This window comes from Roseobacter sp. HKCCD5988 (assembly GCF_037830355.1).
Taxonomy (GTDB): Bacteria; Pseudomonadota; Alphaproteobacteria; order Rhodobacterales; family Rhodobacteraceae; genus M30B80.
This window is the reverse complement of record NZ_JBBLYJ010000002.1, coordinates 36,691-56,162: the sequence shown is the minus strand read 5'-3', so window position 1 is coordinate 56,162 and position 19,472 is coordinate 36,691. Positions and strand designations below refer to the sequence as shown.

20 protein-coding genes and 1 tRNA gene are annotated in these 19,472 nt (G+C 55.9%); 13 read left to right on the top strand and 8 right to left on the bottom strand.

Going from position 1 to position 19,472, the window contains the following annotated elements; all coding sequences use genetic code 11:
* The first annotated feature begins 62 nt into the window (after window positions 1–62).
* The 8 genes from AAC636_RS08325 to AAC636_RS08290 all read left to right on the top strand — a co-directional run bounded on the left by AAC636_RS08325 (window position 63) and on the right by AAC636_RS08290 (window position 5,624).
* The gene (locus AAC636_RS08325; RefSeq protein WP_340242252.1) at window positions 63–518 is read left to right on the top strand and encodes an Lrp/AsnC family transcriptional regulator; all 456 of its coding nucleotides are present in this window, start codon (window positions 63–65) and stop codon (window positions 516–518) included.
* The gene (locus AAC636_RS08320) at window positions 515–973 is read left to right on the top strand and encodes an Lrp/AsnC family transcriptional regulator (protein WP_340301157.1); all 459 of its coding nucleotides are present in this window, start codon (window positions 515–517) and stop codon (window positions 971–973) included. The genes AAC636_RS08325 and AAC636_RS08320 overlap by 4 nt, the downstream gene beginning before the upstream one ends.
* Before the next feature lie 18 nt (window positions 974–991).
* Window positions 992–1,147, top strand: coding sequence for a DUF2256 domain-containing protein (locus AAC636_RS08315; protein WP_340301156.1), 156 nt, complete (start codon window positions 992–994; stop codon window positions 1,145–1,147).
* A 127-nt stretch (window positions 1,148–1,274) separates the two neighbouring features.
* Window positions 1,275–3,419, top strand: coding sequence for a malate synthase G (locus AAC636_RS08310; protein ID WP_340301155.1), 2,145 nt, complete (start codon window positions 1,275–1,277; stop codon window positions 3,417–3,419).
* Window positions 3,420–3,679: 260 nt separating this feature from the next.
* Complete coding sequence (locus AAC636_RS08305) at window positions 3,680–3,841, top strand: hypothetical protein (protein WP_340301154.1); 162 nt, start codon at window positions 3,680–3,682, stop codon at window positions 3,839–3,841.
* A 63-nt stretch (window positions 3,842–3,904) separates the two neighbouring features.
* Window positions 3,905–4,324, top strand: coding sequence for a GlcG/HbpS family heme-binding protein (locus AAC636_RS08300; RefSeq protein ID WP_340242257.1), 420 nt, complete (start codon window positions 3,905–3,907; stop codon window positions 4,322–4,324).
* Entirely contained in the window at window positions 4,321–4,725 is a 405-nt protein-coding gene (locus tag AAC636_RS08295) for a RidA family protein (RefSeq protein ID WP_340301153.1), read from the top strand. The genes AAC636_RS08300 and AAC636_RS08295 overlap by 4 nt, the downstream gene beginning before the upstream one ends.
* A gap of 119 nt (window positions 4,726–4,844) precedes the next feature.
* The gene (locus AAC636_RS08290; protein WP_340301152.1) at window positions 4,845–5,624 is read left to right on the top strand and encodes a gamma-glutamyl-gamma-aminobutyrate hydrolase family protein; all 780 of its coding nucleotides are present in this window, start codon (window positions 4,845–4,847) and stop codon (window positions 5,622–5,624) included.
* On the opposite strand, the gene AAC636_RS08285 is transcribed toward AAC636_RS08290, so the two are convergent.
* The gene (locus AAC636_RS08285; RefSeq protein ID WP_340301151.1) at window positions 5,621–6,286 is read right to left on the bottom strand and encodes a pyrimidine 5'-nucleotidase; all 666 of its coding nucleotides are present in this window, start codon (window positions 6,284–6,286) and stop codon (window positions 5,621–5,623) included. The genes AAC636_RS08290 and AAC636_RS08285 overlap by 4 nt on opposite strands.
* Window positions 6,287–6,378: 92 nt before the next feature.
* Here AAC636_RS08285 and AAC636_RS08280 point away from each other — a divergent pair, with 92 nt between their 5' ends.
* Complete coding sequence (locus AAC636_RS08280; RefSeq protein ID WP_340301150.1) at window positions 6,379–7,020, top strand: GntR family transcriptional regulator; 642 nt, start codon at window positions 6,379–6,381, stop codon at window positions 7,018–7,020.
* A gap of 228 nt (window positions 7,021–7,248) precedes the next feature.
* Here the strand turns inward: AAC636_RS08280 and carA are convergent, their stop codons facing one another.
* Window positions 7,249–8,388, bottom strand: coding sequence for a glutamine-hydrolyzing carbamoyl-phosphate synthase small subunit (gene carA, locus AAC636_RS08275; RefSeq protein ID WP_340301149.1), 1,140 nt, complete (start codon window positions 8,386–8,388; stop codon window positions 7,249–7,251).
* Between the two features lie 196 nt (window positions 8,389–8,584).
* Here carA and AAC636_RS08270 point away from each other — a divergent pair, with 196 nt between their 5' ends.
* Window positions 8,585–9,043, top strand: a complete 459-nt coding sequence (locus AAC636_RS08270) for a GatB/YqeY domain-containing protein (protein ID WP_340301148.1) — start codon at window positions 8,585–8,587, stop codon at window positions 9,041–9,043.
* A gap of 14 nt (window positions 9,044–9,057) precedes the next feature.
* Here the strand turns inward: AAC636_RS08270 and AAC636_RS08265 are convergent, their stop codons facing one another.
* The 3 genes from AAC636_RS08265 to lipB form a co-directional block, all read right to left on the bottom strand.
* A complete protein-coding gene (locus AAC636_RS08265) occupies window positions 9,058–9,603 on the bottom strand; it encodes a DUF2244 domain-containing protein (RefSeq protein WP_340301147.1) in 546 nt (181 codons plus the stop codon).
* Between the two features lie 32 nt (window positions 9,604–9,635).
* The gene (ctaD, locus tag AAC636_RS08260) at window positions 9,636–11,300 is read right to left on the bottom strand and encodes a cytochrome c oxidase subunit I (protein WP_340301146.1); all 1,665 of its coding nucleotides are present in this window, start codon (window positions 11,298–11,300) and stop codon (window positions 9,636–9,638) included.
* A gap of 204 nt (window positions 11,301–11,504) precedes the next feature.
* Window positions 11,505–12,257 carry a lipoyl(octanoyl) transferase LipB gene (gene lipB, locus AAC636_RS08255; RefSeq protein ID WP_340242264.1) on the bottom strand — a complete coding sequence of 251 codons (753 nt, stop codon included), beginning with the start codon at window positions 12,255–12,257 and terminating at the stop codon, window positions 11,505–11,507.
* 144 nt (window positions 12,258–12,401) lie between these two features.
* On the opposite strand from lipB, the gene AAC636_RS08250 reads away from it, so the two are divergent.
* Window positions 12,402–12,488 (top strand) — tRNA-Leu (locus tag AAC636_RS08250).
* A 366-nt stretch (window positions 12,489–12,854) separates the two neighbouring features.
* On the opposite strand, the gene AAC636_RS08245 is transcribed toward AAC636_RS08250, so the two are convergent.
* The 3 genes from AAC636_RS08245 to glmU all read right to left on the bottom strand — a co-directional run bounded on the left by AAC636_RS08245 (window position 12,855) and on the right by glmU (window position 17,328).
* On the bottom strand, window positions 12,855–14,093 hold the full coding sequence (locus tag AAC636_RS08245) for an aspartate kinase (RefSeq protein WP_340255505.1): 1,239 nt from the start codon (window positions 14,091–14,093) through the stop codon (window positions 12,855–12,857).
* 68 nt (window positions 14,094–14,161) lie between these two features.
* On the bottom strand, window positions 14,162–15,970 hold the full coding sequence (gene glmS, locus AAC636_RS08240; protein ID WP_340301145.1) for a glutamine--fructose-6-phosphate transaminase (isomerizing): 1,809 nt from the start codon (window positions 15,968–15,970) through the stop codon (window positions 14,162–14,164).
* Between the two features lie 5 nt (window positions 15,971–15,975).
* A complete protein-coding gene (gene glmU, locus AAC636_RS08235) occupies window positions 15,976–17,328 on the bottom strand; it encodes a bifunctional UDP-N-acetylglucosamine diphosphorylase/glucosamine-1-phosphate N-acetyltransferase GlmU (protein ID WP_340301144.1) in 1,353 nt (450 codons plus the stop codon).
* Window positions 17,329–17,502: 174 nt separating this feature from the next.
* On the opposite strand from glmU, the gene AAC636_RS08230 reads away from it, so the two are divergent.
* Both AAC636_RS08230 and AAC636_RS08225 read left to right on the top strand, forming a co-directional pair.
* Window positions 17,503–18,231 (top strand): HAD hydrolase-like protein, encoded by a 729-nt coding sequence (locus AAC636_RS08230; protein WP_340255514.1) that lies wholly within the window; start codon window positions 17,503–17,505, stop codon window positions 18,229–18,231.
* A 41-nt stretch (window positions 18,232–18,272) separates the two neighbouring features.
* Window positions 18,273–19,472 (top strand): DegT/DnrJ/EryC1/StrS family aminotransferase, encoded by a 1,200-nt coding sequence (locus AAC636_RS08225; protein WP_340301143.1) that lies wholly within the window; start codon window positions 18,273–18,275, stop codon window positions 19,470–19,472.

The following is a 19,472-nucleotide window of genomic DNA, read 5'->3' as shown; positions in this document are numbered from 1 at the left end:
TTTGATTAATTTGAGTATTATATGATAAGATCATTCGTGTATATTTATATTTGGATTATTTCATGCTTGATGATCTGGATCGCCGCATTTTGCGTCATCTACAGTCTGACCCTGACCAACCTGTGGCGCGGGTGGCCAAAGCGGCGGGTGTGCCTGTGGCGACCTGCTATAAACGGCTTGATCGCATGCAGGCGATGGGCGCGTTGCGCGGGACGCGCGCTGTTATTGATTGGCGGGCACTTGGCTATGCGGTTCAGGTGTCGTTGCGGATCTCATTGGATAAAACAGATCCACGCGCCTTTGATGAATTTATCGCCGCCGCGCGCGCCGTGCCAGAGGTGACCGAAATTCAAACATTCTTGGGCCGTGTTGATGTGCGCCTTGAGGTGATTGCGCGCACCATGCCGCATTACCAAGAAATTTACCGCGACCGCATTCTAAGCCTGCCGCATATCGCAGATATCGAGGCCCTGATGCATGTCGCGGCAATCAAAGATAGCGAAAGCTTGCCCTTATGATTGATCTTGATCCGATTGACCGCCAAATTTTGCGCGCTTTGCAGGAGGACGCCACGCAAAGGGCCGCCGAGATCGGGCGGCGCTTTGGCTTAAGCCAACCCGCAGCATGGCGGCGCATCAAGCGCCTGACTGATGCAGGTGTGATCACCACCCGCCGTCTTGATCTCGATGCTGAAAAGCTGGGCTTTGGCGTGACAGTGTTTTTGGGGGTGAAATTGGCCACCAAGGGGCGCGTCAGCCTTGAGGATTTCGAGCGCGCGGTGACCGCCATCCCTGAGGTGCAATTGGTGCAGCATGTTCTGGGCCTGTATGATTACAGGCTGCGCATCATTGCCCGCGATCTGCCAGATTTTGAGCGTGTGCTGCGCCGCCGTATCATGACCCTGCCTGGGGTTGGGAATGTCGAGGCGAATGTGCTGTTGTCAGAGGAACGCCGCCCTGGCCCCTTGGGATAAGCGCGCTAAATTTCAGCTATGCCCAAAATGAAACGCAAATCAGACCTGCCTCAAAAAACCTGTGCCACCTGCGGTCGCCCCTTCGTGTGGCGGCGCAAATGGGCCAAGGATTGGGAGGAGGTGCGCTATTGCTCGGACAAATGCCGCGCGGCGCGCAAGTCGGCCAAAGTGTAATTTACCTTCCCTTGATAATTGGTCTGTTTATTTTACCAGATCGCTTGCCTCTCGTCTGATTTTTGGCTAACGCGAGGGAAGGGACGCGGGCTGCTTTTGTGCAGCATGAAGAGAGGAGACCCCGCAAATGACCAAACGTGTAGAGCGTGCAGGCCTGCAAGTGGCGCAGGTTTTGGCGGATTTCATCGAGACTCGGGCCTTGGTTGGCACTGGCGTGGCCGCTGATGCATTTTGGACGGGGTTCTCTGATCTTTTGCATTGCAAAGCCGATAAAAACAGCGCCCTTTTGCAAAGGCGTGAAGATTTGCAGCGTCAGATTGATGAATGGCATATTGCGCGCCGTGGTCAGCCCCATGATGGCGATGCCTATCAGGCCTTTTTGCGTGAGATCGGGTATCTCTTGCCTGAGGGGGAAGATTTCCAGATCGACACGGATCGCGTTGACCCTGAGATCGCCACAGTGGCAGGCCCACAATTGGTTGTGCCCATCACCAATGCGCGATTTGCCTTGAACGCGGCCAATGCGCGTTGGGGCAGTTTCTATGATGCGCTTTATGGCACGGATGCTATGGGCAGCCTGCCCCCCAAAGGCGGCTATGATCGCGGTCGTGGATCGCGCGTTGTGGCGCGCGCGCGGGTCTTCCTTGATGACAGCTTCCCCATTGAGGGGGCAAGCCATGCCGATATCCGCCGCTATAGCGTGGATAAGGGGCAGTTGATGATGGATGACAAGCCCCTCGCAGATCCTGCGCAGTTCAAGGGCTATACGGGCAATGCAAAGGCGCCTAATACCATCCTTCTGTGCAACAATGGCCTGCATGTTGAATTGGTCTTTGACCGCGCCCATCCGATTGGCAGCCGTGACCAAGCCTTGCTTGCGGATATCCGTTTGGAATCTGCGGTTTCGGCTATCATGGATTGCGAAGATTCCGTGGCCTGTGTCGATGCCGAGGACAAGGTTTTGGCCTATTCCAATTGGCTTGGTTTGATGCAGGGCGATTTGGTGGAAAGCTTTGAGAAGGGTGGGCAAACCATGACCCGCCGCTTGGCCGCCGATAAAACCTATACCGCGCCCGATGGCAGCACGTTTGACGTGAAAGGCCGCGCTTTGATGCTGGTGCGCAACGTGGGTCATTTGATGACCAACCCTGCGATTTTGCTCAAAGATGGCAGCGACGCTTACGAGGGCATGATGGATGCGATGATCACCGCATTGATCGCTATGCATGACCTGAAGAAAGCGGATGGTCTGCGCAACAGTCATGCAGGGTCGGTCTATGTGGTGAAGCCCAAGATGCATGGGCCTGAGGAAGTTGCCTTTGCGGACGAGATTTTCACCCATGTTGAGGGCGTTTTGGGTCTGAAACCAAATACGGTCAAACTGGGTGTCATGGATGAAGAGCGCCGTACCTCGGTTAACCTCAAGGAATGTATCCGCGCAGCCAAGCATCGCTTGTGCTTTATCAACACAGGCTTCCTTGATCGCACGGGTGATGAAATTCACACCTCCATGGAGGCAGGGCCATTCAGCCGCAAGGATTTCATCAAGCGCAAATCGTGGATCACCGCCTATGAAAACCAGAATGTGGATATTGGTTTGGAATGCGGGTTGCTCGGTCGCGCGCAGATCGGCAAGGGGATGTGGGCCATGCCCGATGCCATGGCCGCGATGCTAGAGCAAAAGATCGAGCATCCGCGCGCGGGCGCAAATTGCGCTTGGGTTCCAAGCCCGACTGCCGCGACCCTGCACGCCACCCATTATCACCGCGTGAATGTGGCTGCGGTGCAGGAGAAACTGGCCGCAGGTGGTCGCCGTGCCTATGTGACGGGTCTGTTGGATATTCCAATGGCCAGCTATCGCCGTTGGTCGCAAGACCAGATCACCCGTGAATTGGACAATAACGCCCAAGGGATTTTGGGCTATGTTGTGCGTTGGGTGGATCAGGGTGTTGGCTGCTCAAAAGTGCCAGACATTAACAATGTGGGCCTGATGGAAGACCGCGCCACCTGCCGCATTAGCGCGCAGCATATCGCGAATTGGCTGCATCATGGTGTCGTCAGCGAGGATCAGGTAATGGCCGTCATGCGCCGTATGGCCGAGGTGGTTGATGGCCAAAATGCAGGCGACCCTGCCTATAGCCCAATGGCGCCCGGGTTTAACGGCATCGCCTTTGCGGCGGCTTGTGATCTGGTATTCAAGGGCCGTGTGCAACCCTCTGGCTATACTGAGCCAGTCTTACACGCCCGCCGCCTTGAATGGAAAGCGGCCTAACGCGACCCGATTTTATCGGTTTATCTCTGCCCCCCGTGCCTGTCTGATCGCTGGCGCGGGGGTTATTTTATCGTGGAACCCGCGCGAAAAAGGGGGGGCTTACCTGCCACAAGACGGGTGTCTTTACTTTCGATAGACCGCCGCGCGTCTTTTGAGGGGTCGTGATACCTCTGCGCGACAGACCTAACCCTCCGCCCATCTGCACAAAGCCCGAAAATGTCGTTGTCACTGTCAAACACTGTGTTTGAAGAGTGCAAGTCATGGATCGTCTTGCCTTTCAGCTAGAGGGGCTATCGGTGATGGAGGCGTTGAGCCTCTCGAGCGAAGAAACGGATTTGATTTTGAACTACGGCCTAGGCTCGGTCGTTTTATCAGGTCAGGTTGAGGCAGAGCTGACAGAAGACCATTTCCTCTTTGTTTGAACGTGCTATCTGAAGAGGCGGGGGCTATGGCCCCAAGATCAAGACAAGAGGGACAAGACCAAGATGATCACACTCGATCAGGCACGCACAATCATTTCTGCAACCCGCGCCAAAGGCGGCGAGATGGGGCTAAAGCCCCTTTCGGTCGTTGTTCTCGATGCAGGCGGCAATATTCAAGCCTTTGAGCGCGAGGATGGCGCAAGCCCAGGTCGGTTTGAGATTGCGCGCGCCAAGGCCTATGGCGCGGTGATGTTGGGCATGGGCGGCAAGGCGCAAATGGCGCGGGCCGAGGCGCAGGCCTATTTCGTCAATGCGGTCAACGGGGCCTTTGGGGGCCGTGTCGTGCCTGTGCCCGGTGGTGTTCTGGTCAAGCGGGATGGCGTTGTGATCGGCGCAGTTGGGGTCACGGGTGACACATCCGATAATGACAGCGATGCGGCTGTGGCGGGTATTGCCGCAGCAGGGCTTGACGCAGAACCATGAGCGCGGATGCCCCATCAGGGCGGCGCCTGATTTCCTCAGGCTCGCCCTTTGAGGCCGAGATCGGATATAGTCGGGCAGTTGTGCAAGGTGATTGGATTTTTGTGTCGGGAACCACGGGATTTGATTACAGCACCATGCAAATTGATGCCGATATCGCGGCCCAAGCCGAGCAATGCTTTGCCAATATTGACACCGCCCTGCGGGCAGGCGGTGCGTCAATCTCCGATGTGGTGCGGGTGCATTACATCGTGAACGATGCCGCCCTTTGGCCCGCGTGCTGGCCTGTCACGCAAAAATGGCTTGGCGCAGTGCGCCCTGCGGCCACAATGTTTGTGGCAGGCCTGCAAGACCCACGCATGAAGATTGAGATCGAGGTGACAGCCTATCTTGGCTCAAAATGAGGATAAATTTATCGAAAGCAGCCCCGCTAAATTCTTGCGGCGAGTTGGGCGAAGGCCTATAGATTTGAGGAACAGATTTTTCCTAACGGCGTCCTCAAAAGCCTGAAGGAGAGGATATCATGGCCCGCCCGGTCATTGGAATTATTGGAAATTTTCATCTGATCAATGATCAATACCCCGCGCATACAGTGGGGGCTATGGACTGTTGTGCTGTATCGGATGTCGCCAAATGCACGCCCTTGGCCATTCCTGCCAATCCAAATTTCGTCAATTACGAAGACCTGCTTGAGATTTGTGATGGTTTTTTGTTCACGGGCGGTCGCCCGAATGTTCATCCCGAGGAATATGGCGAGGAAGAAACAGAGGCGCATGGCGCCTTTGATCGCAACCGTGATGCTGTGACATTGCCCCTGATCCGCGCGGCGGTCGAGCGGGGCTTGCCTATCCTTGGTGTTTGCCGTGGGTTCCAAGAGGTGAACGTGGCCTTGGGGGGCAGTCTTTACCCCGAAATCCGCGATTTACCCGGACGGATGAACCACCGCATGCCGCCCGATGGCACCTTGGAGGAAAAATTCGCACCGCGCCATGTCGTGCGCTTCACGCAAGGAGGGCCGTTTCAGCGGCTCTATAACAGCGCCGAGGTGACCACCAACAGCTTGCATGGTCAGGGGTTAAAGACCTTAGGCCGTGATGTGGTGGTTGATGGATGGGCCCCTGATGACACGCCTGAGGCCATCTACATCAAAGGCGCGCGGGGGTTTACCCTCTCGGTGCAATGGCATCCTGAATATCGCGCCGCAGAAGACCCTGTCTCGCGCCTATTATACGAGGCCTTTGGCCGCGCGGCCCATGCATGGCAGGCCGATGGCAAGCCCATGCCAGTCGCGGATGTGGCTTAATCGAGATCACCCAATATATGGCCTAAAAACCATGATAGATCGTGGGTCTGGTGATGGATGTGGGCACTTGGGCCCTCATGGCTACCCTCTTCGTCAATCAAGATCGTCCGCAGGCCCAATTCATGCGGCACGGCCAGATTGCGCGGGTCATCCTCGAACATCGCGGCGCGCGTTGGGCTGAGCCCGTCTTTGCCAAATATCATTGCAAAGGCATCAGGGTCTGGTTTTGGGCGATAATTGGCGTCCTCGACCCCGTAAATCGCGTCGAAGAGGCCCGACAAACCCCGATGGTGCAAAACATTACGGGCATAATCAGCGGTGCCATTGGTGTAGACGATACGCCGCCCCCTCAGGCGCGTGATACGGTCTGCCAAAATCGGATCTGGTTTGAGGATGCTGAAATCTATCTCATGCACCTCGTCCAAATACGGATAGGGCGGGATATTATGCTGTGCCATCAGCCCCGCCAGGGTTGTGCCATGGGCGCGCCAATAGGTGTGGCGGATACGATCCGCCTCCTGCGCATCGACATTCAAAGCGCGCATGACAAACGCGGACATGCGGATATTGATCTGATCAAACAGCGCCATTGAGGCGGGATAAAGCGTGTGATCGAGATCGAACACCCATGTGTCGACATGTTGGAAATCTGCGTGTTTCATGGCCGCTACACTAGCCTTAGGTGCTTTTGCTTGCCAAGGGGGGCGGGGCTGCTTAGCTTTGGCAGCGTTAAGAATTGAAAAGATCCCACGCGATGCACAGCAAGCCACAGCAAAAAGACGCCTATGATATGATTTTGGATGCGATAGATGGCGGCATCTATCGCCCTGGATCGCGTTTGGTGGAATCGGAATTGGCCGAGCGGTTCGGTGTCAGCCGCACACCCGTGCGCGAGGCGTTGCAGCGGTTGGAAACCCAAAGCCTGCTCACCCGCGATGGGCGCAGTCTGATTGTGGCCTCATTGGATCATGCACAGATGGCCGAACTTTATGCCGTGCGCACCGAGTTAGAGGCCTTGGCCGCCCGTTTGGCCGCGCAACATGCCGCAACCGAGGAGGTGCGCGTCTTGCGCGAAATGGCACAGGCGGATCGCAACTTATTGAAAGATCCGCGGGCGCTGAGCCGTGCAAACCGCCGCTTTCATAAGCAAATCCATCTTGCCAGCCATAATCGTTATTTGGTGCAGCAATTGGATCTTGTGCATCGCTCAATGGCGTTGATGGCCACCACATCCTTGGCCGCAAAAGGGCGGGGCGAAAAAGCCTTGGACGAGCATGATGATATCATCAACGCCATTGCCGCGCGTGATGGGGATGCAGCGGCCGATGCATTGCGGCGACATCTTTCCATTGCCTTTGAGGTGCGCCTCAAGGAGGAGGCGGGCGCGGTCAGCTAGGTTTGCGTGTCACCACCGTGCCACCAAAAACCCCATGCTTTGTTTTCGCCCAATGAAGCGGGGGCCCGCACCCCTGATGGCCGACGTGAAATCTTCGCGTTTCAAGCCCCGTTAGGGAAGCGCTGCGATGGTTAAAAAAATCCTAATCGCGGATAATTTTTTTACGAAAATTCAAAGATTTCCGCGTTATACAGCCTTGGGTTTAGGGGGCTTTTACCCCCTTCATCTTTAGCGTGTTGCCATGGCTGCTGCGAAGCGCTCGAACAGGTAATAGCTGTCTTGTGGGCCGGGGCTGGCTTCGGGGTGGTGCTGAACGGAAAAGATCGGGCGATCCTTGACGCGGATGCCGCAATTTGACCCATCAAACAAGCTGACATGAGTTTCCAAAATATCATAAGGCAGGGTTTGGCTGTCGACAGTGAACCCGTGGTTCATCGAGGTGATTTCGACTTTGCCCGTTTCCAAATCTTTGACAGGGTGGTTTGCGCCATGATGCCCGTGGTTCATTTTCACGGTTTTCGCCCCAAGCGCCAAAGCCAGCATTTGGTGGCCAAGGCAAATCCCGAAAACGGGCAGGTCTTTTTCCAAAATCGCACGGATCATCGGCACGGCATATTCCCCCGTTGCGGCAGGGTCGCCTGGCCCGTTCGACAGAAATACACCATCGGGGTTTTGCGCAAGGATTTCTTCGGCGGTGGTGCTGGCGGGCATCACGGTGACATCACATCCGGCACTTGCGAGACAGCGCAGGATATTGCGCTTGGCACCGTAATCAATCGCCACCACTTTGGGGCCAGTGCCCGTGCGCTTGCTATAGCCCTCAGGCCATGACCAACGCATCTCGTCCCAACGATAGGATTGCGCGCAAGTCACCTCACGGGCGAGGTCGAGCCCCTCCAGACCCTGCCATGCGCGCGCCTCCTTCAGCATCGCCTCAATGTCGAAATTACCCTCAGGATCATGCGACAAGCAGACATGTGGCGCGCCTTGTTGGCGGATCGCGCGGGTGAGGCGACGGGTGTCAACACCGCCCATTCCGATGCGGCCCCGTGCGGACAGCCATGAGGTCAGGTTCTGCTCCATCCGCCAATTGGAGGGCTCTGTTGGATCCCATTTCACAATCATCCCTGCCGCGACTGGATCGGCGGTCTCGTCATCCTCGGCGGTGATGCCTGTGTTGCCAATATGCGGGAAGGTGAAGGTTACGACCTGCCCAGCATAGGAGGGGTCGGTCATAATCTCTTGATAGCCCGTCATCGCGGTGTTGAAGCACAGCTCGGCAACGGTCTGGCCTGTGGCGCCAAAACCCTTGCCGTAGAACACGGTTCCATCAGCCAAAACAAGACATGCAGTGGGGCGTTCAGTCATGGCGCTGCTCCGATTACGGCGATGTTGAAATTCGCGGCAACCTAAGTGTCCAAGCGTGCAGGGTCAAGCACCTTGCGACACCAAGTTGCAACCACCAATCTGCCCCCTATCTCAAAGGTTGTTGCGCGGCAAAAAATGCCTTAAACCGGCGGTCTGGTGCGGGTCAGATGGCCCGTTGCAATCTGGGGATAAGACCATGAGTTTGCGAGAGCGTATTACCAACGGCCTAAAAGACGCGATGCGCGAAAAGGATGCTGCGCGTTTATCAACCCTGCGTTTGATCAATGCGGCGATCAAGGATCAGGACATTGCCGCGCGCGGCGCAGGCAAGACCGAGGGTGTCGATGAAGGTGAGATTCTCGCCATCCTTGCCAAAATGGTGAAACAACGGATCGACAGCGCCAATGTCTATGAAGAGGGCGGGCGCCTTGAATTGGCCGAAAAAGAGCTTGCAGAGATCAAAGTGATCGAAGGGTTCTTGCCGCGCCAACTGTCCGAGGCGGAAATCGCCGCAGCGATTGATGCCGCGATTGACCAGACAGGGGCGAGCAGCATTCGCGATATGGGCCGTGTGATGGGGGCGCTGAAAGCGGCCTATGCAGGGCAGATGGATTTCGGTGCTGCAGGGGCGCTGATCAAGGAGCGGTTGGCCTAAACCGCCCCTGACCCTTAGGCCTTTGCCTGTGCCAAGGCCTCTTCCAATGCGAATTTCAGCTTGACCCTTTCGCTGGGCGTCAGAAACGCGCCAAGCTCGATTTCGCGTGTTGCCTTATCGCCGCGCAAGGTCAGGTAATTGGGCACAGGCCCGCCCGTTTTATGCAAGGTCAGCCGCACCCAATAGGGGTTTGCTTCCCAGATTTTCGTTTCTTTGCGGGGCTCTTTGCGTTCAACCCTTATGTGATCGGGCCACAATGTCAGGGTTTCTGCGATTTCCTTATCGCGCCATGAGCGTTTCAGCGCGGCCCAAATGGCCCAAATCGCCGCCAATAGAAAGGGCAGCAGCGCCCAGAACACCGCCGTGCCTAGAATGCCGAAAAGCGGCAGGGCAATTAACGCGGCGGTCGCACCGACAAACCAAACGAACCCTTCAGGTGTCAGCGATTTATGCGGCGTAATCCGCATCAGCATGTGAGGTGTGCCGCGATCAGGATGAGAAAAGGCCCCGAATTTCTCCGGGGCCTTTTCTATTTGCGGCGTCTCGATATGAAACGGCATATTTTCTCTCAACAGTTCAAAAAGCGGCCAGATTAGTGGTTTGGCTGTTTGTCCCACATTTCGCGTGTGGGCAGTTCCTCGAACGTGTGCTCGGGTGGTGGGTTCGGTAATGTCCATTCCAAGGTATCGGCATGCTCGCCCCAGTAGGCAGGTTCGCTCAGTTTGCGGCCTGCAAGCAGCGTGTAGGCGACAATGCTAAGGAAGAAGAGGAAGGACGCGAATGCGATAAACGCACCGATCGAGCTGACGTAGTTCCACGTTGCAAATGCATCAGGATAATCGATGTAGCGGCGTGGCATGCCCTGACGACCCAAGAAGTGCTGTGGGAAGAAGGTCAGGTTTGCGCCGATGAAGAACAACCAGAAATGCAGCTTGCCCGCCCATTCAGGGTATTGGCGACCTGACATTTTGCCGATCCAGTAATAGATGCCTGCGAAGATACCGAATACGGCACCCAAGCTCATTACGTAGTGGAAGTGCGCTACTACATAGTAGGTGTCGTGATAGGCACGGTCAACGCCGGCTTGGCTAAGTACAATCCCAGTTACACCGCCAACGGTGAAGAGAAAGATGAAGCCAATCGCAAACAGCATTGGTGCTTCAAAGGTTATCGAACCTTGCCACATCGTTGCAATCCATGAGAAGATTTTGATGCCTGTTGGCACCGCAATTACCATGGTTGCGACCATGAAATAGGCCTGCTGGTTCAGCGTCATGCCCGTTGTATACATGTGGTGTGCCCACACTACAAAGCCCAAGCCGCCAATCGCGATCAACGCCCAAACCATCGGCAGATAGCCAAAGACGGGCTTGCGCGAGAAGGTCGAGATCACATGGCTGACAATACCAAATGCGGGCAGGATCACGATGTAAACTTCGGGGTGGCCGAAGAACCAGAAGATGTGTTGGAACAACAGTGGGTCACCGCCGCCTGCCACGTCAAAGAAAGTTGTGCCAAAATTACGGTCAGTGAGAAGCATGGTGATTGCACCCGCCAAAACGGGTAGCGACAAAAGCAGCAACCAAGCTGTCACGAAGATCGACCATGCAAACAAAGGCACTTTGAACAGGCTCATGCCAGGTGCACGCATGTTGAGGAAGGTCGTGATGATATTAATCGAGCCCAAGATGGAGCTTGCACCAGACACATGAACCGCGAAAATCGCGAAGTCTACAGCGCGACTAGTAGGGGCGTCTTGCCATGATATGGGCGGATAAAAAGTCCAACCCGGTCCGGCACCACCATCTACAAATACGGAGCAAAAGGCCAAACATGTGCCTGCAACATACAGCCAGTAGGACAAGTTGTTAAGGCGAGGGAAGGCCATATCAGGCGCGCCGATCATCAGCGGCATGAAGAAGTTACCAAAACCACCGAACAGGGCAGGAATGACGACAAAGAACATCATCAATACGCCATGGCCCGTGATCAACACGTTCCACAAATGCCCATCAGGGGTACATTCGCCCGCAGCAGCTTGGCTCAAGACGCGTGCGCCTTCGGCACACATGTATTGAACGCCAGGCTCCATCAACTCGAGGCGCATGTAAACGGTGAAAGCAACCGATACGAGACCCACCAAACCTGCAGTGATGAGGTAGAGAATCCCGATATCTTTATGGTTTGTGGACATGAACCAGCGGGTAAAGAAGCCCGGCCGTTCGTGATCATGTCCAGAAATGGCTGCATCGGCCATGTCTGTCTCCTGTTCATAATTATGAGGGGCAGGGGTCTGGCCACCTGTCCCTTTGACGTTCCACTGACCCCCGTTCTAGTGCGCCTCGCGCGTGCGATCAATTGCGATCACGCCTTTCAGGTGGGAAAAATTGCCTCATGCCAGATCAGCAAGTTTCGCGCCGAAATCTTACGAAAATGGAAAAGGGGGCGGTTGCAATGATCTTTAGGGGTTAGCTGGGTCAGCCAGATCCGCGTCCTGCGTTGGCCCAAAGCGCCGTTCAAATTCTTGGCGCAAAGCGACATCAAGGTCATCTAGGCTCACGGGCAGGCCTAAATCCACAAGGCTTGTCACGCCGTGATCACGGATCCCGCAAGGCACGATTCCCTCAAAATGGCTCAGTTCAGGATCGTGATTGATCGAGATGCCATGAAAGGACACCCATTTGCGCAAGCGAATCCCGATGGCTGCAATCTTGTCCTCACGCGGGCTGCCATCGGGCAGGGCGGCTTTGTCGGGCCGCGCAATCCAGACTCCAACGCGCCCCTCTCGAATTTCCCCGCGCAAGTTAAAGCTTGCAAGCGTGTCAATCACCCAATTTTCCAGATCTTCTACAAAACGGCGAACATCACGACCGCGTTTGTTGAGATCTAGCATGACGTATATAACCCGCTGACCTGGGCCGTGGTAGGTATATTGCCCCCCGCGGCGCGCCTCGTAGACAGGAAAGCGATCAGGGTCAGTTAAATCGTCGGGCTTGGCCGAAGTGCCTGCGGTGTAAATCGGTGGATGCTCCAGCAGCCAAATCGCTTCGGCTGCATCCCCTGAAGAAATTTTTGCGATGCGAGCCTCCATAACGCGAAGTGCATCCTCATAATCGGTCAGCTTATCTGATATTATCCAATCAACCAATTTAAGGCTCTTTAACTTAATAATTTCTTTGCAATGATGTATGCGGGAGACGAGAGGCACGGTCATCCCCTTTCAGTCATACCCTTGTGTTAATAGCAAGTAGGCGTTTCATACTAAACAGAAAAATCAGCTTGGCCAAAATCCACAATTTTAACCCTTGAGCACGGCGCCTGCTTGGTCTAGACAGCGCCATATTAAGCGTCAGACAGTGCGGTCGTGGCGGAATTGGTAGACGCGCAGCGTTGAGGTCGCTGTGGGGTAACTCCCGTGGAAGTTCGAGTCTTCTCGACCGCACCATTCCCTTCAGAAGTTACCTAAAGATCGCGCCGCAATCATTTGATAAAATTTATAATTTTAAAAATTCATGCTTAAATTTTGTCGGGATTTTAATTGATACAAAGATTAAACGGCTTCTCCGTATGTATAAGTGTGGGGCCTTTTTTGCTACTTCCGTCGAGTTCAGCAACGCCTGCTTAAACAAAAATCGTGCGGCTGCATTGTTTAGCCTCATTCTATAAAAACTAGTCGTTCGTGCCCAGCGAATTTGCGCGTACGTAATAGCAGTAAGAAACGCCTCTGTGGCGGGGCTGGTACAAAGTCAACAAACCAAGGCCGCCAAAAGAAGGGCCCGAGCAAACAGCGTAAAATCAGCCTAAGGTGAAATCAGGCTGCGCGATCTAGATCGAAGGCGTCATGCAGGGCCTGCACAGCCAATTCCAGATATTTGCGATCCACAAGAACCGAAACTTTGATTTCGGATGTGGTGATGACTTTGATATTGATGCCTTCATCGCGCAAAGTTGCAAACATCTTCGCGGCCACGCCTGCATGGCTGCGCATCCCGATCCCTACGATTGACACTTTGCAAACATCGCTGTCGATCAGCAATTCGGAAAAGCCGATTTCATTGCGGGCTTTCGCCTCTTCAAGGGCCTTTTCAGCGCGTTTGACCTGATCAATCGGCAGCGAGAAGGTCATATCAGTTTTGCCTTCTTCCGAGATATTTTGCACGATCATGTCTACATTGACCGCGGCCTCGGCGAGGGGGCCGAAAATAGCGGCTGCAATGCCCGGGCGATCTTCGACCTCGGTCAGTGTCATTTTTGCTTCATCGCGCGAATAGGCCACGCCCGCCACAGCTTTGCTTTCCACGATTTCCTCCTCGTCACAGACCAATGTGCCCGCGCTGTCATCCATTTCTTCAAAACTCGACAAAACCCGTAAGCGCACCTTATAGCGCATCGCCAGTTCAACCGAGCGCGTTTGCAGAACCTTCGCACCGAGGCTTGCAAGCTCAAGCATCTCTTCAAACGAGATTTTCTCAAGTTTGCGAGCCTTGTTGGTGATGCGCGGGTCGGTCGTGTAGACCCCGTCAACATCTGTGTAGATATCGCAGCGCTCGGCATCGAAAGCGGCGGCAAAGGCCACGGCAGTCGTGTCTGACCCGCCACGGCCCAATGTGGTGATACGCCCTTCAGTGCTGATGCCTTGGAACCCCGCAACCACGGCAACCTTCATCCCTTCGCCAAATTTGGCCATGATGTTATCGGTTGGGATTTCTTCAATCCGCGCGCTTGCATGGGCAGAGGTGGTTTTGACGGGCACCTGCCATCCTTGCCATGACCGCGCGGGGATATCCATTTCTTGCAAGGTCAGCGCCATCAGGCCGGCTGTAACATTCTCGCCCGAGGAGACGACCGCATCATATTCGCGCGCGTCATAGAGCGGCGAGGTTTCGCCCACATATCCCACGAGTTTGTTGGTTTCGCCCGACATGGCCGAGACAATCACGATCACATCATACCCATTGGCCACCTCGCGCCCCACACGTTTTGCGGCGCGGCGGATGCGATCAAGGGTGGCCACTGATGTGCCCCCGAATTTCATGACCAAAAGCGGCATAGCACTTCCCACTTATAAAGTTGCGCCGAGGCTTTACGCGCCAACGCAAGCGGGCGCAAGTGGAAGCGCTATTCCACCGTGACCGATTTCGCCAAATTGCGCGGTTGATCCACATCGGTGCCTTTGGCGATTGCGCTGTGATAGGCCAAAAGCTGCGCCGGCAGGGCATAGAGGATGGGCGCGCTCAGCGGCGTGGTTGCGGGCAGGGCCAATGTGGCAGCGGTGCCTTCAGCGGCGGCTTTGCGCCCCATCTCATCGGTGATTAGTGTCACTTGGCCGTGGCGCGCCATAACCTCCTGCATGTTTGATATGGTTTTATCAAACAGCGCATCATGCGGCGCGAATACCACCACAGGCAGGCTGCGATCAATTAGGGCGATCGGGCCATGTTTTAGTTCACCTGACGCATAAGCTTCGGCGTGTATATAACTGATTTCTTTTAATTTTAATGCTGCCTCAAGGGCTGTGGCATACATCACGCCACGGCCCAGAAACAGCGCGGATTTTGCATCACTCAAGCCTTCGGCTAGATCGGCAATCTCGCCCTCCATCGTCAGAACTTGGCGCATTTGATCAGGCAGTTTTTCCAAACTTTGGATGTGATCCCGCACCTCATGGGCGGACAGCGCGTCGCGCTGCGCCGCGGCCTGCACCGCCATCAGCGCAAGGATGGTCAATTGGTTCACATAGGCCTTGGTTGAGGCCACCGAGACCTCGACCCCTGCTAGAATGGCCAAGGCCAGATCGCTTTCGCGGGCGATGGAGGATGTGCCAACATTGACAAGGCTTGCCACCATGGCAGCGCGTCCGCGCATATATCGTAGGGCCGCCAATGTGTCAGCCGTCTCGCCAGATTGACTGACGAAAAGCGCAAGGGTGCGGGGCGCCACGGGCGGTTCACGATAACGGAATTCCGATGCCATATCGACATCGCAAGGCATCCCTGCCACCTGTTCGAACCAATATTTGGCGGTCAGGCAGGAATAATAACCTGTCCCGCAGGCCACCATCACAACGCGGTCGAATTGGGTGAAATCCAAGGCTTCGGGGAAGGCGGGCGCACCTTTGGGGGCATAGCGCCCCAAGGCCTCGCTCATGGTTTGGGGCTGTTCATGGATTTCTTTCGCCATGAAATGCTTATAACCCGCCTTGTCGATTACGGCGGCCCCTTGTTCAATGCGGGTTTTGGCGCGGCTGACAGCGTGGCCCGCCTCATCAAAAATCTTGATGCTGCTGCGGGTCAGGATGGCGCAATCGCCCTCCTCAAGATAGGTGATTTCATGGGTGAGGGGGCCAAGCGCGATTGCATCCGAACCGACATAGGTTTCACCATCGCCATGACCAATGGCCAAGGGCGACCCTTTGCGCGCGGCGATCATCAGATCATCTTCGCCCTCAAAGAGGAAACAAAGCGCAAACGCGCCTTCAAGCCGTGACAAGGTTTTTCGTGCGGCCTCAGCAGGGCTTAGACCTTGGGCAAGGTAATGCGCGCAAAGCTGAGAGACGGTTTCCGTATCGGTTTCGCTTTCAAAATTGCGGTCTTTTAATTCAGCGCGTAATTCGCGGAAATTCTCGATAATGCCATTATGTACCACCGCAACCTGCCCCGATTTATGCGGATGCGCATTGGTTACACTGGGCGCGCCATGCGTGGCCCAACGGGTGTGCCCGATACCAGACTTGCCTGCCAAAGGGTGATGCACCAATTCATCCGACAGGTTCACAAGCTTACCCACCGCGCGGCGGCGATCAAGCGCACCATTTTGCACAGTCGCAATGCCTGCGCTGTCATAGCCGCGATATTCCAGACGTTTAAGCGCCTCAACCAATGTGGGCGCAACCTCGTGGCTGCCCAAAATGCCAACGATCCCGCACATAGCCCTTACCCCTTTTTGGTCTTTTCTTTCAGCGTCAGCAGCCGCGCACGCAGGCGTGTGGCAAGCCCCGCTTTGTTTTCTTGCCGTCCACGCGCCACCGCCAAAGCCCCCTCTGGCACGTTTTCGGTGATCACCGAACCTGATGCGGTCAGTGCATCCGCACCAATGGTAACAGGGGCTACAAGCATCGTGTTTGACCCTATAAACGCCCGCGCGCCCACTTCGGTGTGATGTTTGAACACGCCATCATAATTGCAGGTGATGGTTCCTGCGCCGATATTGGCCCCTTCGCCGATGGTCGCATCCCCGATATAGGACAGGTGGTTGACCTTAGCCCCTTCTTGGATTTGCGCTGATTTTACCTCAACGAAATTGCCGATCCGCACGCCATTGTCGATTTCAGCACCAGGGCGCAGGCGGGCATAAGGCCCCACAACCGCCCCTTGCGAGACATGCGCGCCCTCAAGATGGCTGAAGGCGCGGATATGCGCGCCCGACTCAACAGTCACATTGGGGCCGAAGACCACATATGGCTCGATCACCGCATCGCGGCCAATATAGGTGTCATGGGCAAAATAGACTGTCTCAGGCGCGTGCATGGTGACGCCCAAGTCTAGCATCTCGGCGCGGCGGGTGGCTTGAAAAATCCCTTCGGCGCGCGCCAGTTCCGCACGGCTATTGATCCCCAAGGTTTCCGCTTCTGTGCACGTCACATAGCCTGCTTTCAGGCCCGCCTTATGCGCCAAAGCAGGCACATCTGTCAGGTAATACTCGCCCGCTGCATTTGCGTTATCGACCTGTTCCAAAAGGTCGAATAATTGCGCGGCGTCTGCGGCCATGAGGCCAGAATTACACAAGGTTATAGCAAGCTCGTCTGGGGTCGCATCCTTGGCCTCGACAATTTTATGCAAGGCCGTGCCCTTGGTCACCAAGCGGCCATAGCGCGCAGGGGTGTCTGCCTCAAATCCCAAAACGACCACATCATGATCAGCGCGGGCCGCGATCAATTTGGTCAGGCTGTCCTCGCTGACAAAAGGCGTATCGCCGAACAACACCACCGCATCGCCCGCGAAATCCGCCAAAGCGGCGCGGGCCTGCGCCACGGCATGACCTGTGCCCAATTGTTCATTTTGGCGAATGCAGATCACAGGGTGGTCGGCCAAGGCCGCCTCAACTTGATCCGCGCCATGACCTGTGATCACCACAACCCGCGCGGGCTCAAGGCTGAGGCCGCTGGCAAGGCTGTGTTCAATCATCGGAACGCCGCCCAAAGGATGCAGCACCTTGGGCAGGTCGGAATTCATCCGCGTCCCTTGGCCTGCGGCCAGAATGATCAGGGCAACGGGGCGTGTGCTCATGAGGGTGCCTTTTAGGATTTATACCTGTTTGGTGTTCTCTTAACCTTCTTCACTTGATCTGCAAAGCCCGCAGGCGGTCACTTCCTCTTTCGATTTGTTACGATGTGCCATCGGCCCTTGGCGAAAATCCGCCTTTAGGTCATAAGCGGTGCACATCTCAGGCAAGAGGACGGAATGGGCGCGCATATTATCGTTTTCGATTTGGATGGCACTTTGGCCGATACCAGCGCCGATCTTCTTGCTGCGGCCAATCAAGCGGTGGCAGAGGCGGGATGGCCCCCGATGTTGTCTCATCCAAAAGACGCGCTTTGTGCCTTTCGGGGCGGGCGGGCGATGTTGAAGCTTTCCTATGCGCGGCTTGCGGCGCAGGGTGGGTCTGACCTGCCACAGGAGGAGGCCTTCATCGAGGCGGGCTATCCCCGTCTGCTTGCGGCCTATGGGGCCGCGATTGACACGCATACAAGGCTCTATGAGGGCGCAGTTCAGGCGGTGCAGGCGTTGCGTGTCGCAGGCTATGCAACGGCGATTTGCACCAATAAGCCCGAGGCGCTGGCCGTGGATTTGGTCGCGAAATTGGGTGTTTCTGATCTTTTTGATGCTTTGGTCGGGGCCGATACATTGCCCACACGAAAGCCAGATGTGGCCCCCTATCATGAAACGCTGCGCCGTGCGGCCAAGCGGCGCTTTGGCGTGGATTTGGGGGCGGATGTGCGCGATTTTCCGCAATCCTGTTTGATCGGGGATACAGTCACTGACCGCGAAACGGCGCGCGCGGCAGGGGTGCCTTCTATTCTCGTGGGCTTCGGGCCAGAGGGGGGCGATATTGCACGGCTCAGCCCTGAGGCGATTTTGGATCATTACAGCGATCTGCCTGCGCTGATTGAGCGGGTCTTATCGGCGTGAATTCAATTGACCTGCCGCGCGAGAACCCTAACCTGTGCGCTATGAGCGACAAACCCATTTTCACCCGGTCTTTCACCCAACAAGAGCCAATCCCAGAGGCGGCGATTGAGGCGGCCAATCGGGTTTTGCGAACGGGCAGGTTGCACCGCTATAACACCGCCCCTGATGAGATTGCCGAAACCGCCCTTTTGGAGGAGGAATTCGCGGCGATGACAGGGGCGAAATATGCGCTTGCCGTGGCATCGGGTGGCTATGCAATGGGGGCGGCCTTGCGTGCAATTGGCGTGGGGCAGGGGGATTTGGTTCTCTCAAACGGATTTACGCTTGCGCCTGTGCCGGGTGCCATCGCCTCGGTGGGCGCTGTGCCTGTCTTTGTCGAGGTGACCGAAAACTTAACCATTGATCTTGAAGATTTGAACACCAAAGCCCAAGCTAGCGGTGCGCGAGTGTTGCTGTTGTCGCATATGCGCGGGCATATCTGCGATATGGGCCGCCTCATGGCAATATGCGATGGGGCGAGCATCACCGTGATTGAGGATTGCGCCCATACAATGGGGGCCGCATGGAATGGTCTGGCCTCAGGGCGGCATGGCAAAATCGCCTGCTATTCCACCCAGACCTATAAACACATCAACTCAGGCGAAGGTGGTTTCCTTACCAGTGATGATGCCGATGTGATGGCGCGGGCCATTCTGCTGTCGGGCAGTTACATGCTTTACGCGCGCCACCGCGCCGCCCCCCCGCCTGAGGCTTTTGCCCAAGCGCGTTTTGAGACGCCCAATGTTTCGGGGCGGATGGATAATTTGCGCGCCGCCATCCTGCGCCCGCAATTGGCCGGTTTGCCGCGCCAAGTGGCACGTTGGCGCGAGCTTTACGAGCGGATGGAGGCGGGGCTTGCCAATCTGCCCCATCTGCGCTTGACCGAGCGCGATCCGCGCGAGGATTACGTTGGATCCTCGTTTCAATTCCTTTTGCCCGATTGGTCGCCCGATAAAATCACGGCATTCGTCCAAGCGGCCGCGCGGCGGGGTGTTGAACTGAAATGGTTCGGCGCGGCAGAACCTGTTGCCTTTACCTCGCGCTATGACAGTTGGCGCTATGCACCTGCGCAAACCCTGCCCAAAACGGATTACATTTTGGCGGGGTTGATTGACTTAAGGCTGCCTTTGACCTTTGCGCCCGAAGATGTGGATCTTCTCGCCGAGATTCTGCGCGATGAGGTGATCGCGCATGCCCCCTGA

Bases quoted from the DNA above. Each gene is read 5' to 3' on its own strand.
- glmS (WP_340301145.1), bottom strand. From the start codon at position 15,970: ATGTGCGGGATCGTTGGCATTTTGGGCAGCCACGAGGTTGCGCCCACA.
- AAC636_RS08290 (WP_340301152.1), top strand. From the start codon at position 4,845: ATGGCCCGCCCGGTCATTGGAATTATTGGAAATTTTCATCTGATCAAT.
- AAC636_RS08225 (WP_340301143.1), top strand. From the start codon at position 18,273: ATGAGCGACAAACCCATTTTCACCCGGTCTTTCACCCAACAAGAGCCA.
- AAC636_RS08230 (WP_340255514.1), top strand. From the start codon at position 17,503: ATGGGCGCGCATATTATCGTTTTCGATTTGGATGGCACTTTGGCCGAT.
- AAC636_RS08285 (WP_340301151.1), bottom strand. From the start codon at position 6,286: ATGAAACACGCAGATTTCCAACATGTCGACACATGGGTGTTCGATCTC.
- AAC636_RS08305 (WP_340301154.1), top strand. From the start codon at position 3,680: ATGGATCGTCTTGCCTTTCAGCTAGAGGGGCTATCGGTGATGGAGGCG.
- AAC636_RS08300 (WP_340242257.1), top strand. From the start codon at position 3,905: ATGATCACACTCGATCAGGCACGCACAATCATTTCTGCAACCCGCGCC.
- AAC636_RS08325 (WP_340242252.1), top strand. From the start codon at position 63: ATGCTTGATGATCTGGATCGCCGCATTTTGCGTCATCTACAGTCTGAC.
- carA (WP_340301149.1), bottom strand. From the start codon at position 8,388: ATGACTGAACGCCCCACTGCATGTCTTGTTTTGGCTGATGGAACCGTG.
- AAC636_RS08295 (WP_340301153.1), top strand. From the start codon at position 4,321: ATGAGCGCGGATGCCCCATCAGGGCGGCGCCTGATTTCCTCAGGCTCG.
- ctaD (WP_340301146.1), bottom strand. From the start codon at position 11,300: ATGGCCGATGCAGCCATTTCTGGACATGATCACGAACGGCCGGGCTTC.
- glmU (WP_340301144.1), bottom strand. From the start codon at position 17,328: ATGAGCACACGCCCCGTTGCCCTGATCATTCTGGCCGCAGGCCAAGGG.
- AAC636_RS08270 (WP_340301148.1), top strand. From the start codon at position 8,585: ATGAGTTTGCGAGAGCGTATTACCAACGGCCTAAAAGACGCGATGCGC.
- AAC636_RS08320 (WP_340301157.1), top strand. From the start codon at position 515: ATGATTGATCTTGATCCGATTGACCGCCAAATTTTGCGCGCTTTGCAG.
- AAC636_RS08310 (WP_340301155.1), top strand. From the start codon at position 1,275: ATGACCAAACGTGTAGAGCGTGCAGGCCTGCAAGTGGCGCAGGTTTTG.
- AAC636_RS08280 (WP_340301150.1), top strand. From the start codon at position 6,379: ATGCACAGCAAGCCACAGCAAAAAGACGCCTATGATATGATTTTGGAT.
- AAC636_RS08245 (WP_340255505.1), bottom strand. From the start codon at position 14,093: ATGCCGCTTTTGGTCATGAAATTCGGGGGCACATCAGTGGCCACCCTT.
- lipB (WP_340242264.1), bottom strand. From the start codon at position 12,257: ATGACCGTGCCTCTCGTCTCCCGCATACATCATTGCAAAGAAATTATT.
- AAC636_RS08265 (WP_340301147.1), bottom strand. From the start codon at position 9,603: ATGCCGTTTCATATCGAGACGCCGCAAATAGAAAAGGCCCCGGAGAAA.
- AAC636_RS08315 (WP_340301156.1), top strand. From the start codon at position 992: ATGCCCAAAATGAAACGCAAATCAGACCTGCCTCAAAAAACCTGTGCC.